This is a genomic window from Agromyces selenitireducens, assembly GCF_052748465.2.
Genome location: NZ_CM188259.1, coordinates 3,175,278 through 3,189,810 on the forward strand (window position 1 = coordinate 3,175,278; position 14,533 = coordinate 3,189,810).

At 64.2% G+C, this 14,533-nt stretch carries 10 protein-coding genes and 1 pseudogene; 7 read left to right on the top strand and 4 right to left on the bottom strand.

What is annotated here, in order from left to right; all coding sequences use genetic code 11:
• From ACULK4_RS14900 to ACULK4_RS14910, 3 genes are read right to left on the bottom strand one after another with little or no spacing between them, the layout of a single operon-like run.
• Positions 1–2,100 carry a site-specific DNA-methyltransferase gene (locus ACULK4_RS14900; RefSeq protein WP_445966367.1) on the bottom strand — a complete coding sequence of 700 codons (2,100 nt, stop codon included), beginning with the start codon at positions 2,098–2,100 and terminating at the stop codon, positions 1–3.
• 9 nt (positions 2,101–2,109) lie between these two features.
• A complete protein-coding gene (locus ACULK4_RS14905; protein WP_445966368.1) occupies positions 2,110–2,775 on the bottom strand; it encodes a DUF4391 domain-containing protein in 666 nt (221 codons plus the stop codon).
• Positions 2,772–6,053, bottom strand: a complete 3,282-nt coding sequence (locus tag ACULK4_RS14910; RefSeq protein WP_445966369.1) for a helicase-related protein — start codon at positions 6,051–6,053, stop codon at positions 2,772–2,774. The genes ACULK4_RS14905 and ACULK4_RS14910 overlap by 4 nt, the downstream gene beginning before the upstream one ends.
• A gap of 517 nt (positions 6,054–6,570) precedes the next feature.
• Between ACULK4_RS14910 and ACULK4_RS14915 the strand changes: the two genes are divergently transcribed.
• The 4 genes from ACULK4_RS14915 to ACULK4_RS14930 all read left to right on the top strand — a co-directional run bounded on the left by ACULK4_RS14915 (position 6,571) and on the right by ACULK4_RS14930 (position 9,954).
• Positions 6,571–7,005: a (deoxy)nucleoside triphosphate pyrophosphohydrolase gene (locus ACULK4_RS14915; RefSeq protein ID WP_445966370.1), complete on the top strand. Its 435-nt coding sequence runs from the start codon at positions 6,571–6,573 to the stop codon at positions 7,003–7,005.
• A 94-nt stretch (positions 7,006–7,099) separates the two neighbouring features.
• The gene (locus ACULK4_RS14920; protein ID WP_445966371.1) at positions 7,100–7,972 is read left to right on the top strand and encodes a YDG/SRA domain-containing protein; all 873 of its coding nucleotides are present in this window, start codon (positions 7,100–7,102) and stop codon (positions 7,970–7,972) included.
• 57 nt (positions 7,973–8,029) lie between these two features.
• On the top strand, positions 8,030–9,178 hold the full coding sequence (locus tag ACULK4_RS14925; RefSeq protein ID WP_445966372.1) for an NERD domain-containing protein: 1,149 nt from the start codon (positions 8,030–8,032) through the stop codon (positions 9,176–9,178).
• Positions 9,179–9,219: 41 nt separating this feature from the next.
• Positions 9,220–9,954, top strand: a complete 735-nt coding sequence (locus ACULK4_RS14930) for a hypothetical protein (protein ID WP_445966373.1) — start codon at positions 9,220–9,222, stop codon at positions 9,952–9,954.
• Positions 9,955–10,088: 134 nt separating this feature from the next.
• Here the strand turns inward: ACULK4_RS14930 and ACULK4_RS14935 are convergent.
• Positions 10,089–10,754 (bottom strand): annotated as a pseudogene (locus ACULK4_RS14935) (RtcB family protein); the annotation flags it as partial.
• 55 nt (positions 10,755–10,809) lie between these two features.
• On the opposite strand from ACULK4_RS14935, the gene ACULK4_RS14940 reads away from it, so the two are divergent.
• From ACULK4_RS14940 to ACULK4_RS14950, 3 genes are all read left to right on the top strand, one after another.
• A complete protein-coding gene (locus ACULK4_RS14940; RefSeq protein ID WP_445966374.1) occupies positions 10,810–11,718 on the top strand; it encodes a restriction endonuclease in 909 nt (302 codons plus the stop codon).
• Positions 11,719–11,843: 125 nt separating this feature from the next.
• Entirely contained in the window at positions 11,844–12,653 is an 810-nt protein-coding gene (locus tag ACULK4_RS14945; RefSeq protein ID WP_445966375.1) for a nuclease-related domain-containing protein, read from the top strand.
• 172 nt (positions 12,654–12,825) lie between these two features.
• The gene (locus ACULK4_RS14950; RefSeq protein WP_445966376.1) at positions 12,826–14,496 is read left to right on the top strand and encodes an exonuclease domain-containing protein; all 1,671 of its coding nucleotides are present in this window, start codon (positions 12,826–12,828) and stop codon (positions 14,494–14,496) included.
• The last annotated feature ends 37 nt before the right edge of the window (positions 14,497–14,533 follow it).

The following is a 14,533-nucleotide window of genomic DNA, read 5'->3' on the forward strand; positions in this document are numbered from 1 at the left end:
TTAGATCACCTTCAGCGTGGTGTCGGGCGAAAGCTGCTCGAACACCTGGTGTGCGTTGATCGCTGCGTCATCCGAGCCGAAGCCGGTGTCTTTGACGACGACCCTCTGTGTCGCATCCGCCGCCGCACGCTGCGCGAGTGCTCGGATCAATTCGTCGTCGAGCTGGTCATCGAAGCAAGCAAGCAGGAACCCGTCATCGACGGAGTAGACCTGATGACCCTCGATGGTCTCGAGGCCTATCGGCGCGGACAGGTCCAGCCCTGAGGCGATGAAGGTTTCGAACAACACGTCCAGGCCGGTTCGGTCGCTCTTGATACTCTCAACCAGGTCAAACATCGTCTCCTGGTCGGCACCATCTGGGGTCGTCGTGACATCGGTGAAGTTGCTCGTATCAACCGCGAACGCGCGGAATCCAACGTCCCCGTTCCAGTCTGAAGGCTTTCGGTTCGCCAGGATCTGAGCGCCTGCCTTCTGGATACGGATTTTGGTCAGCTCAGCGATGTTCAACGGCTTGTCGAGCTGCTGCAGGAGTTTGATCGCATTCTGGATGGTCGTCTTCGCTGAGCCTGTTGCCGACTTGAGGTTGTCCTCCAGCAACTCAGGGAGTTGCACAAGAATCACCGGGCAGTTCAGGCCGGTGCGGGCGCAGAGATCAAAGGCGGCTTCGGCAGTGGTACCGGAACCGGCAAAGAAGTCCATGACGATGCCTCCCTTACCGCCGAGGACATACTCGAACAGACGGGACAATACGTCGTGATCTTTCGGGTTGTTGAACACTTGAACCCCCATAAGGGCCCGCAAGTGCTTCACCGAGGTCTGTGACTGGCGGTAGAAGTAGGTACCTCGAACCTGGACGGCGAGTTCAACCTCGTCTCCCACACTCTGATCGTAATCCTCGGCATCCTCCTCACCTGCGACCGGACGTAGATGCGACTTCCTGAGCGGTGGCTCCGTGTGGTCATCCCGGAACACAACGATTCCGAGGCGGATCTTCTCTTTCATCGTCTCCGGATCGGGCCAAATCCATCCGCGCTCAGGCACCTTGCACGGCTGGCCCGTAACTGGATGAATCACGTCGTATCGAGGTCCGCCGCCGCCCGGCCAGGAGATATTGTCGTCACGCCACGGCCCATTGGCATCAACACGCTTGTACCTAGCCCACTTCTTCGACGGATCCGTCCGAGGCAGGGCAGAGAACCACGCTGATAGGTCGCCTTCGATTGCCGCGTCGTCGTCACCGTGCAGCCCGCGCAGACGGACATACTCGTCCCATATCTCACGCGCGCCCGGCTTTTCCTCACGCCAAACTGTCTTGAGCTCCTTAAGCGCCGACTTCGATTTCGCATAAACCATGACGTACTCATGGCCGATCGAGAAGAGCTTCGCATCGTTTTTGCGCCCCTTCTCCCACACAAGCTGCGCGATGAAGTTCTGCTCGCCGAAGACCTCATCCATGAGCCGGCGGAGCGATGCTTGCTCAGCATCATCGATGCTGACCATGATCACGCCGTCCTGAGCGAGGAACCGCTTGGCGAGCCGGAGGCGCGGGTAGATCATGCTCAGCCAGTCCGAATGGAAACGTCCGTTCGCCTCGGTGTTCGATCTCAGCTTCTCGCCAGCGTCGTTGATCTGACCCGACTTCCAGAGAAACTCCTGCGTCGACGAAGAAAAATCGTCACGGTAGACCAGATCGCCGCCGGTGTTGTAGGGAGGGTCGATGTAGATGAGACGAACTTTGCCGAGGTACGACTCCTGGAGCAGTTTCAGCGCTTCGAGGTTGTCGCCTTCGACGAACAGGTTCTGCGTGGTGTCGAAGTCGACCGAGTCTGCACGGTTGGGGCGCAGGGTCTTTGAGATTGGCGCGTTTGAGGCGAACTCGGCAGCGAGCTTGCCCGGCCAGTCGATCTGGTAGACCTCTTTGCCATCTGCGACATAGTCGCTCAACTCCTGCCGGAGCGCCTCGAAGTCGACCGCATGGACAAGGGTGCCATCTTCCGCTCGATCTTCAGTGACGATGTGCGGAAACAACGCGGCCAGGGCCTCAACGTTCTTGCGCGTCACGTCGGCCGACTGCAGTTCCAGTTTGTCCGGCTTCGTCATCTCTCCCTTTCACAACAATGCCGCGAGCGCGGCTTGGCGTACTTTCAGTTCTCGGCGCAGCTCGATTTTGCGGTTGAGCTGGGGCTCTGTGCGGAGCTTGCGCTGCAGCGCACTGATCTCACGTTCAAGCCTTCTCGCCCGGTCTATCCTCTCGGTTGCTTCCGACACCGTTTCTCCGGGCCTCGACGTGCCAGGCAGCATCGTGGAGCGCAACGCGTCGTACAGTGCAGGCAAGTCCAATGCGCTCGGCAGCGGCAGGCGCTCCGTGTCCGAAGGCAACCATTCGGATCTGAGGTATGTGCCGATCTTCGGGGCACTACCGGAGAGAGACTTCTGCGCTGCCGTCATCCGGAGCTCGCCGTGCATGCCGTCCCCACGTCGGATCTCGAAAAGGATCGGATAAGGCACGGCGCGGTCGATCGCGGTAAATACCGAGCCATCCACGTCAGTTGCCTTTGCAACAATCGTGAAGACCTGGAACTCGGGCACCTGCGGAGAGCCGTCCAGCCGGATGGTCGACGGCGAAAGTTTGGCCGTCCACGACATCGACTCCACGTCATCCACGAAGTGCGCGCGCACCGCCGAGCTGACGTCGGCATTGCGGTAGAAGTCGACCTTCTTCAGCGGGCGATCAACCCGCGCGCTGGCGGGCCACTCGAACAGCGCGCCCGTCATGCGGCCGGCTCCGCGACGACCGCGAGGAACGCGATGAGCTCGAAGTCGTCGAGGCCCGCGATGGTCTGCTCCAGGGCCGTCGTTCCGCCCGGGCTGAAGAGACTGTCGATGTCGCGCTCCTCGGTGACATCGATCATCGAGCGGATCGCGTCGGTGAGTAGACCGCTGTAGCGGCCCATCTCGGCGCCGTCCTTCGTCATCGCGTTGAAGACGCGGCAGACCTCCCATGCCGGTTCGCTCCGCGTGCGGCAGCCCGCTCGGATGAGGTCGAGGAGCCGCTTGACCTCGGTGTGGTCGGCGATGACGTCGCCATGTTCGTCGAGATAGACGAGATAGTGCGGGTGCAGGCGGTTGCCGCGGTTGATGTGCTCGTCGGCGTTGACGTTGCGCAGAGCGAAGAGCACTCCGGGCACGAGTCCCTTCTCAGGCTGCGCCGGAACGACCGCGTGCAATCCCTTCGGGGCATAGGCGAGGTCACCGTACTCCTTGACGTACCCGAGCAGGTCCATGCGGAAGTCGTTGAGTCCGAGATCGGTAATGGACACACCAGTGCGCACGTCTTCGAGCTCGATGACTTCCGACTGGAGCTTCCGCAGCTGCTCCTTTCGGAACTGCGCGTCGCTCGATTCGAGGGTCAACACGTTGTCGTCGGCCGTTCCTGCAAGGTCGGCGATGACCATCCGGCTCTCGACGCGGTCCTTGAGGTTGATGTACTCATCAAGCGAGATGTCCGGCCAGAAGTTGACGAGCTGGATCTGCGCGTTGGTTGAGCCGATGCGGTCGACTCGACCGAACCGCTGGATGATGCGAACCGGATTCCAGTGAATGTCGTAGTTCACGAGGAAGTCGCAGTCCTGAAGGTTCTGTCCCTCGCTGATGCAGTCTGTACCGATCAGCACGTCGATTTCGGATGACTCCGTCGGCATCACGAGGTGACGCTGCTTCGATCGCGGGGAAAACAACGTCAGCGTCTGCTGGAACCCGTAGCCACGGCCCAGGGTCGTCGACGGATTGCCCTTGCCGGTGACGAGCGCCGAATCAATGCTGCGCTGCTTGAGCCACGGAGCAAGCTCACGGTACAGGTAGGCCGCGGTGTCGGCGAACGCCGAGAACAGCAACACCTTGCTGTTGTTCGGGTTGATCGGGTACTCGATCTTGTTCGTAATGAGCGACTTCAACTCACGGAGCTTGAGGTCGTGCTCCGGCGTGATGTGACGTACCCCGTCAAGCAGACCGCGGATGATCTGGCGGTCGGCGCTGAGCGCGGCGAGCCATGCCTCGACGTCCATGTCGGCGAGCGCGATCTGCACCTTCGTACCAACCGTCCCGGAGCCGCCGGTTCCTGGGATCTCGAAGTCATCGTCGTCCGCGTCGATGTCACCGAACTGTGAGCTGAGATCTCCGATGCTGCCTGCGTGCTGTTCGACCGTGTCAATGGCGGTCTGCACCGTCGCTTCGAGCTTGCCGAGCGTCAGCCGGAAGGCCTCAATCGAGCTCTCAAGCCGCTTCAGCAGGTTGACCGTCATGAGCTTCTGAATGCCCTTTTCGCGGCTTGCCTGTCCCAGGTTCGACGTTGCGCCGCCGAGTGCGTTCAGCCCACCGCCGACGTTGCCGTAGAGCTCTTCGTACTTTGGGAGACGGCTCGGGAAGACGTACGACAGCGGCGCGTAAACCGCGAGGTTCAGCGACGAGAGCGCGTCAAACATCTCGTTGAAACTCGGTGCGCCGGGCAGATCGGTGAGCGCCGGCCGCAGTGACACCGGCCGGAGGCGCTCTGGGAACGCACCGATGTCGCTCGTGTCGTAGAAGGCCTGAATGTGCTTGCGGGACCGCGCGATCGTCACCGAGTCGAGCAGCTCGAAGAAGTCGAAGTCGAGACGCCGAAGGATCGCGTCAGTCGTTCGCTGCTCGGCCGGCAGCTTCGACCACTCGTTGAACACGCGCTGTGCCTGTCGGAAGATCTCCTCGACAGAGCTCGAGAGGTTGAGCTTGCTCGAGAGCTGCTCCGACTCCCCCTCGTAGGCGAGCTGCAGCTGGTTCTTCAGGTCGTTGAATCGGTTGTTCACCGGCGTCGCCGAAAGCATCAGCACCTTGGTCTTCACGCCCTCGCGGATGACCTTGCGCATGAGGCGCTGGTAGCGCGTCTCCTTCTCTTCCGCGAAATCGGCGTTGCGGAAGTTGTGCGACTCGTCGATCACCACGAGGTCGTAGTTGCCCCAGTTCACGCGGTCAAGCGGGATGCCCAGCGACTCACCTCGGTCGCGCGACAGGTCGGTGTGAGCCAGCACGTCATAGTTGAAGCGGTCATCTGCCAGGACGTTCGTTGTCAGGTTCGCGTTGTAGTTAGTCCAGTTCTCGGCGAGTTTCTTCGGCGCAAGTACGAGCACCGATTTGTTGCGCAACTCGTAGTACTTAATCACCGCGAGCGCCGTGAACGTCTTCCCCAGGCCGACGCTGTCGGCGAGGATGCAGCCGTTGTAGGTCTCGAGCTTGTTGATCACGCCCGTCGCGGCGTCACGCTGGAAGTTGTAGAGCGACTGCCAGATTTTCGATTCCTGGTACCCAGTGCGGTCGTTCGGTAGCACGTCGTCATTGATGTCATCGAGGAAGTCGGCGAAGAGGTTGTACAGGACCAGGAAGTAGACGCGTTCGGGAGAGTTCTCGGCGTAGACGCTCGCGATGTGGTCATGCACGGCTTGAGTGACGTCTTCGAGTCGTTCGGAGTCGTGCCAGAGTTGCTCGAAGAGCTGCACGTACTGGCTCGCCATGGGGGCGTCATCGATCTTGTGCACGAAGTTCGAAGCTGCAGGCCCCCGCTCAAACCCAAGATCGGAGGTAGTGAAGCCCTGAAGAGGTGCGTATGCCGCGCTTTCGTCGACGACCGCGAACGACTGCATCGGGGCGCCGGTCCGGTTGGAACGGAACGTGACCTTCTGGCGTATCCACTCGGCGCACTCGCGAGCGATAGCCCGCTGCGTGAGCTTGTTGCGGAGTCGAATCTCGAACTCCGACCCGTACAACGTGGCGTCGCGCTGAGGGTCGTTCGGAATGAAGAACTGTCGGCGTTCCGGTGTCGGCTTGTCCGTGGCCATTGCTGCGGTGAACGATGGCGCGGTAAAGACGAACTCAAGCTCCTCGAGCTGCGACAGCTCGTCCTTCAGCACTTCGAAGGCGAAGATCGAGAACGTCGATGCCGCAATGCGCAGCTTCGAGCCTGCCTTGAGTTCAGCTTTCAGGTCATCCCCGAGCAGTTCGTTCAGGTTGTCGATAATGCGCATCAGCGAATAGCACCGCTTTGCCGCACTGCCATTCGGAACTCCAGATCGATCGCGAGGTGAGGGCTCGGACGTACGTAGCCTAGTCGGCGGGCTTCATGTCCCCACAGAGAGCGCATGACCCCCGTTTGGGGCCAGCGAGCGCGCTGCGGGAGTCGGTCGCGGGATGCCCGCTCGCCCTTGCGGTCGAGGCGTGGCATGCCCCGCAGTGTCGTTCTACACGCTGCAGGGTGCGCTCCACGCGAGAGCCACGGCGAAGGATCTCAATCGCGCCCGTGTCGCCGCGTTGCTCGCAACGTTTGCCGATTCAGCTCACCACGCAGGTCGTGTTGGTGGGCAAGGGACGAGGGGCGAGGCTCTGGTCTCAGTAGAAGATGCTCCGACACTCGGTGATCTCGATTTCGAGGCGATTTCGAGACCAGCGCCCGCGTGAAGTGCTCCAGGCAGCGTTCTCGGGGGCGCGAAGCTTCGTGAGCGCGGTCGCCACTCTGAGCTTGTCCAGGACCTGTAGATTCCACGCATGGGACCAGTGATTCACGTCGTCGCGGCCGCAATTCGGGACCACGACCTCGTGTTCGCGTGCCGCCGCGCGCCAGGCAAAGCTGCTGCGGGTCAGTGGGAGTTTCCAGGTGGCAAGGTAGAGGACCGCGAGGACCCGGTGTCGGCGCTGCATCGAGAGCTCGACGAGGAACTGAGTCTTCGCGTGACGATTTCCGGTCTCCTCGACAGATCGCGCACCCAGGTCGGAGACGTCGTCATCGATCTCGCGACCTATGAGGCTGTGCTTGTGGGAGAGCGCCCGGTCACCAGCACGGATCATGATCGGCTCGGCTGGTTCGAAATCAGAGAACTCGGCGAACTGAATTGGGCTCTGCCCGACCTCCCTGCACTCGCGGCCGTTATTCGGCGGCGCGAGGAGGAAGCGCTGAGCGACGACCCGGACCGAAATCGGTAGTCCCGACCTACCTCGTCGCCGGAATGCTGCAGCAACTGAGCGTCGACCGCGCGGCGCGAGAGATGCTCAAGGAGATGCTCCCTATCGTTGCGGCGTGGCACGATTCTTCGGGACCCCAGACGGCGTACATCCAGGGCAGTTCTTCATCGATCGCCGAGAGCTGCATGATGCTTTCGTACATCGACCGCTCCAGGCGGGCATCAGCGGAACTGCGGCAGAGGGAGCGGACTCGATCGTCGTGTCTGGCGGATACGTCGATGACGAAGATCACGGCTCCTACCTGATATACACCGGCCACGGTGGGAACGACCCAAATACCCGTCGACAGATTGCTGATCAGTCACCTGATGCTCCCGGCAACGCGGGCTTGATCACCAGCATGATTCGAGGTCTTCCTGTCCGCGTCGTTCGAGGACAGCACAAGGGATCACCATTCGCCCCAGCACGGGGGTATGTGTATTCCGGCCTCTACAGTGTGGTCTCGTGGTGGACGCGTAAGGGCCGCGACGGATACCGGGTCGTCATGTTCCGCCTCGACGCCATTGAAGACCAGGCACACGTCGAGCCTGCGCCCGCGATCACGCCGGACCCAGAGTTCCGAACCGCAGTCGTCTCACGCCGGGTTCGAGACACCGCCATGGCGCGCACAATCAAGGAGCTCTACGAGTATACGTGCCAGGTCTGCGGCACCCAGATTGACGCGTTTGAAGGGCGGCTCTACGCAGAGGGTGCCCACGTCCGCCCATTGGGCCGGCCACACCTCGGAGAGGATGCCGCAGCGAACCTGCTCTGCCTCTGCCCCAACCACCACACGCAGCTCGACGTGGGCGGAATGGTCATTACCGACGACATGGTGGCGCTGAACGCCGGCTCGGATGCCCCCATCGCGCAGCTGCGATGGCGAAAGAGTCACCGACTGGATCTGGCAAACGCCGCCTACCATCGCACTCTTTGGCTTGCCGGGTAGGGACTGCGAGATTTCACCGTCCGCGGCTCGGCGGTCGCGACGAACTTTGCGGTTCGCGTGACCGACGTGCGGCGCCGCCCGCCCGAATGCGCCGTGATCTGGGGACAGCGAGACCCGCCTCACGGCGGCTACCGTGACCGAATGTCCCCTACGACACCGGACGCTAAGCGATCGCGCCGAGCCGTCACACCTCCGCCTGCACCGAAAGGCTGGTACGTCGACTGGGAAGCGGAGCAGTGGCGTTGGTGGTCCGGGACGTCGTGGACCGAGCACGTACACCCACGTCATCCCGATGCGCTCGAGATGTACCTTCCAGAAGGTGCGACTGAGACCCGGCTGATGACCGACCTGCGCGGCCGACTCCCGGCACAATCCCTGCTCGAACACCTCGCCTCGTCGGACGCCGTCGCTGCCGGTGCTGCCTCACCCGTCGAGGAACTCCGCTCCTGGTACACCGGTGCGGTCGGTGAGCGGCATGTCGGATGGCTGCTCCAACAGCTCGGCGCGGAGTGGACCGTGCTCCATTCCGTACCGGTGGGCACGGAGGGGAGCGACATCGATCACGTGATCGTCGGTCCGCCGGGGGCGTTCACGATCAACGCGAAGCACCACGCCGGCAAGTCGATCTGGGTGGCGGGCAATGTTCTACAGGTCGACGGCCAGTACCAGCCCTATATCCGCAACGCCATTCACGAGGCTCGGCGCGCCCAACAACTCCTCTCTCGGGAGAGCGGGCTGACCGTGGAGGTGACCGGACTCATCGTGCTCGTCGGCGCACGTCAGGTCACCATCAAGCAGGAGCCTGACCCGAGCAACGTGCGGATCCGGGTCGTTCGCGACTCTGAACTCCTCAGTGCACTGCAGCAGCGCAGGGCGTACAGCGACGCTCAGGTGCAGCGCATCGTCGAAGCTGCAGTCCGGCCGCACACGTGGAGCCCTCGCCGGCTCGTCGCATCCGACCATGCCACGCTGCTCACCGCGTTCTCCTCGCTCGAGCAGCGTCTGAAGCAGAGCCACGCGACCAGCGGATCGCGGCTCCGTACCAGGCCGGTTGCAGCTGCTCGCCCGTCGCGCGCCGCACCGTCCGCCCGCAAGATCAACCGACGCAGGAAGCTCTGGGTCGAACTCGTTCGAACCGCGCTGCTCGTCAGCGCCGCGATCGTCGGGCTGAACCTCGTCTTGGGCCATCTCGGAGGCGGGCAGTGACAACCGAAGCCGATGTTCCGAGCCCCGAGGAGTCGATCGCGGTGCTGCACCGTCTGCTCGGCATCTGGCACGCACGTGACGGCGGCGCGAGCATTCCATGGCTCGATGGGACTCCGATGCCCGGCATGGCGATCCACGTGCAGGTCGAGCACATCGCCGAGCTGACCGCCTCCGTCATCGAGCTGATCCGCAGCAACATCTACCTGTCTACCGCGCCCCTCATCAGGCTCAGCCTCGAGTGCGCGGTCAACGCCGTGTGGTGGGCGTCGGACCCGACCGGAGTTCGCGCTTCGGTCCATGAGGCTGCCCGCCAAAGCCGCCATCTTGCGAGTGCGATGGCGCGCCTCCGACCGGACGCTCACGCGGACACCGCCTCGATCGATGGGATCCTCAGCGCCAACGCGGACTTTGTGAAGACAGAGGCTCGCGTGTTCGAGCGTCGATGCAGGGCGATTCCTGATGGTCAGCGCCTGTACACGTACTACCGGATTCTCTCCGAGGCGTCCCATGGCGGCGTGCCACTCCTGAACGAGTACTCCAGACAGGTCCCGGCGACGGCATCCAACCCTGAGGGCATCGCGCTCGTCCAGCGGCCGCACTACGACCACCTCGAGTTCGCGCTCGGAACGCAGGTGATCAGCTTCGCGCTGGCGCTCGCTGCATGGGATTCCGTGCTCCCGTCGCATCCGGATGAGGCTGAGATCTACGAACTCGCCGACTCGATTGGGCTCGGTGAGATGTTGCGTAGAGCGACCGGGAGAGCCGCGACCGCGTAGCGAGCCGGCGAGCAGTTCTGCTCGCCCACGTTCCGCTGCGGTGGGCGACGGAACGCCGCGGCTCGCGCCCGCCCGTCTCCGAGCGGGCGCGAGCCGCGGCATCCGTCACCATCTGTTGAGCGGCGTACGGCGCCTCAGTCCCCCTTCACGTTCACCACCTGCCGCAGCGTGTGCCGCACCCGCACGAGCGACGCGGCATCCGCCATCACCCGATCGATCGGCTTGTACGCCGCCGGGATCTCATCGATGAACGCGTCGGCGTCGCGGAACTCGATGCCGGCCATCGCCTCCCGCAGCTGATCCTGCGTGAAGGTGCGCCGGGCGGCGGAGCGCGAGTACGTCCGGCCCGCGCCGTGCGGCGAGGAGTTCAGCGACATCCGATCACCCAGGCCCTCGACCACGTACGACGCGGTACCCATCGAACCCGGGATCAGGCCCGGCCGGCCGGCATCGGCCTGGATCGCGCCCTTGCGCGACACCCACACCCGCTTGCCGAAGTGCTCCTCGCTCTCGGTGAAGTTGTGGTGGCAGTTGATCCGCTCCCGCTCCTCCACCGGCGCGCCGACCCACTCCGAGACCTGTCGGATGACCCGGTCCATCATCTCCTCCCGGTTGAGCAGCGCGAAGTGCTGCGCCCACCGCAGCTCCGCGATGTACCGCGAGAACTCCGGCGTGCCCTCGACGAGGTACGCGAGGTCCCGGTCGGGCAGGTCGATACACCACTTCCGGCAGAGCTCCTGCGCGACCCGGATGTGGTGCTGCGCGATCTTGTTGCCCACGCCCCGGCTTCCGGAGTGCAGGTGAGACACGGCGAGCAGGTGACCGGCTGAACGTTCGATCTGCCAGAATTCGTCGATGAGGTCCGTCAATTCGGCCAGGGACGCCGGCACGAGAATTGGTCGCTCTTACCCTGATGTGTGGGTCCCGGACGAGATCCTAATGCAGGTTGTCCGCTCGCATATCGGACCGCAGATCAAGCTTCAAAGAAGCGCCCAAGACCGCGCGGCCGAGGGATGGTCGACGACCTTCACGACGATGCTGGCCTTAGCTCTTCTCACCGGTTCCCTGCTGGTACTTTCGCTGCTGCCCGAGTCGGTGCTCTCCCCGTTTCCAGAATCGATTCAAAGTGTCATTCGTGCTCTGGACCCTTGGAGCCCGTTGCTCACTCTCGTCTCCATCGCACTGGTATTGCTGAGTGTCGGTACTGGTCTCGCTCTACGACGCGCGCGGCAAGCCGCCCGGGACCGCCGCAGGGCGTCGGTCAGGGCCCTGATCCAATCTGGATTCCAGGGCGCTAAGGTCGCTCTCGAGAGGCGCAGGGCGAAACAGGGAATGCCGCTCGATCGCGATATGGCGCGCGACATGACGAGGAACTCGCTCAGACCGGACCCGGCGCGTCTTGGGGTTACGCCGCGGGGTGCCGAGGAGCTTGTCGCCCAGTGGATGCGACATCTTGGCGAGACCGACGCGGAGGTCACGAGTTACCGAGGTGATGGAGGAGTCGACGTGGGCGGGCGCAAGTACATAGCCCAGGTCAAGCACTATGCGGCCAACGTCGGCGTCGCTCCGATCCGTGAGCTCGCCGGAGTTGCATCCGCTGACGGGCGCAGTCCACTGTTCTTCACGAGCACAGGCTATGCGCCCGGTGCAATCGAGTTCGCGGACCGCTCCGGCATCGCGCTATTCATGTACAGCGCCGAACTGGGCGAGCTCCACGGTATGAACGGGCGAGCGAAGACGCTCATGATCCACGGCCTCAACTAGGCGTCGGGTTCAACGCTGATGACTAAACCCCACCGCGCGAAACGACCCCGCGTTCGGGGACTCGCCTCCAGCACCGGCCCGCTGGCAGGATCGAGCGACCCTACCGCCCGAACGAGGACCCGCCCGTGAGCACTGCGCATGCCCCTGCCGAACCGCTCGGTCACCGCCGCCCCGCGGCATCCGTCATCGCCGAATGCGTGCGCGTGCAGGCGACCGTTCCGCCGAACACCGCAGTTCAGCGGTTCTTCGGGGTCTCGCCGCTCGGACGCGACGCCGAGCCCTGGTACCTCGGCGCCCTCGGCGAGCTCGAGGTCGCGCGACGGCTCGCCGCGCTCGGGCCCAACTGGTACGTCCTGCACTCGGTGCCGGTCGGCGCCGGCTCGAGCGACCTCGACCACGTCGCCATCGGACCGGCGGGCGTGTTCACGATCAACACCAAGCACCACCGCGGCCAGCACGTATGGGTGGGCGCGAAGCGCATCCTCGTGGGCGGGCAGCGCACCGACCACCTCCGCAATGCGCGGTACGAGGCCAAGCGCACCTCGAAGCTGCTGTCGGGCGCCGCGCGCACGCTCGTCGACGTCACCCCGATCATCGCGGTCGTCGGGGCGAAGCGTATGACGGTACGCGAGCGACCTGCGGACCTCGTCGTGTTACGCGAGTTCGAGCTCGTGCGGTGGTTGCGGCGGCGCCCGGTGACACTCTCACCCGAGCAGGTGCGGCACCTCGCGGCCGTCGCCGCGCAGCCCACAGCCTGGCAGCGGATGCCGGAGGCTGAGCCCATCGACCAGGCCGCGTTCGACCGGCTGCATATCGCGGTCTGCAGGGCGAGGCGCCGGCGTCAGGGATGGGTGATCCTTGTGATCGCCGCCATGCCGTTTGGATTCGTCGCGCTCTGGTCATCGCTCGTCACGGCGCTCATGGTCGTTCGCTGAGCCAGGGCCATCCGCCGCTCGCCGAGCTACCCGCCATCACGCGGGACAGAGCAGGCCGGGTCGATCGCGGACGTCACCCGAACGGGTGGCGTGTCGGACTGCGGCGATCGATTCGTGGATCGAGAGCATTGGGGTTCATTCACCTGAGCCTTTACCCCTACGAAAGGGCAGCATGAGCTTCTTCGACCGACTGTTCGGCCGAGCCGACCGCCGTAAGTCGGCACCGTCCCTTCCGACCGCTGGCGATCTTCTCGAGCACGCTGGCGACCGACCCCGGCAGGCGAGCAACGCCCTCCAGCAGGCCGTTCCCTCATTCGCCGTCATCGACGTCGAGACGACGGGCCTCTCCCCGAAGGCCGGCCGCGTTCTTGAGCTGGCGGTCGTGCGAGTCGACATGCGTGGTGCGGTCATCGACGAGTGGACCAGCCGCTTCAATCCCGAGGGTCCGGTCGGTGCGACGCACATCCATGGGATCACCGATGCGGATGTCGCCGACGCACCGCTCTTCCATGAGGTCGCGGGATCCATCGCTCGTCGTCTGGACGGGCTTCCGGTGGCAGCACACAACGCGAAGTTTGACCTCGCATTCCTCCGGTCGGAGTTCACCCTCGCGGGCTGGGAAATGCCATGGCTGCCGTCGTTCTGCACCCTCCAGGGCAGCCACCACTACCTCCCCGACATGCACCGTCGGCGGCTGGTGGACTGCTGCTGGGCAACGGGGGTCCCCCTGAGCGATGCGCACTCGGCGCTTGGAGATGCGCGAGCGACTGCCGGTCTCTTGCGCTACTACCTCGATCGTGCCGCTGCACGCGATGTCCACCGCGACCTGGTCGGAATCGTCGAGCATGCCCGCACCGTTTCCTGGCCGGAAGGACCCGTCCGGACCCCGCGTTCCCGACCTGCGCCAGCGCAACCGGTCAACAGCCGTCCAATCCGGATCAGTGCGCCTCGGCCGGCACAGCCACCGCTTCTGCAACAGTTGACCGGGCTCAGCCTGCTCGAGGTGCTGGACGAGGGCGCGCCCGAGGGCACGATGACCTACCTGGAAGCGCTCCTGGAAGCCCTCGAAGACGGGGAGGTCTCGCACGCCGAGGCGGTCATCCTCAACGACTACGCCGCGATCTACCAACTGGATGTCGCGGATATCCGCGCCGCGAATCGGGCATTCGTGCTCGCGCTCGCACACCGAGCCGTCGACGACGGGCACGTGTCACGTGAGGAACGAGCGCAACTGAACTCGGTCGCCGAGCTGCTCGACGTCGACCAGGAGTCCGTGCTCGAGATCATCAAGCACGCGGACAAGGCGCGCTCCGCGCGGCTGGCACAGGAGCTGCAGCCGCTCACGGAGGAATGGGCGCATGGAGAACCGCTCCGCGTGGGTGACAAGGTCGCGTTCACCGGATGCGACGGCGCCGTGCGGGACCGCCTGGAACGCCGAGCCGCGGCGCTCGGCATTCGAGTCATGGGGAACGTTTCGCGGTTCACGGCCATGCTGGTTACGGACGGCTCGTTCGTCGGCGGCAAGCTGCAGAGGGCACTCGAGCTGAACACGAGACTCGTCGACCCGACGACGTTCGAGGTGATGCTGAACCACGTGCAGCCGGCCCTCGCTCCGTCTCCTGCAGCGAGCCGTCTCGAGCGCGCTGAGACCCCGACGCCCTCCCAGAGAGATTGGGAACTCGCCCCCTCGACCGTCGTCGCCACGACCGCCGCCTACAGTGGACCTTCGCCCGCGGTCATCCGGCAGTGGGCGCTCGAGAACGGGTACTCGGTCGGGGTCCGCGGACGTCTCCCGCGGGAGGTGCTCGAGGCGTACAACGCAACCGCCAGCACCGCGAGCTGAGCGGCGACGCGGAGACGCGGAACCGCGCCCTCGCGTG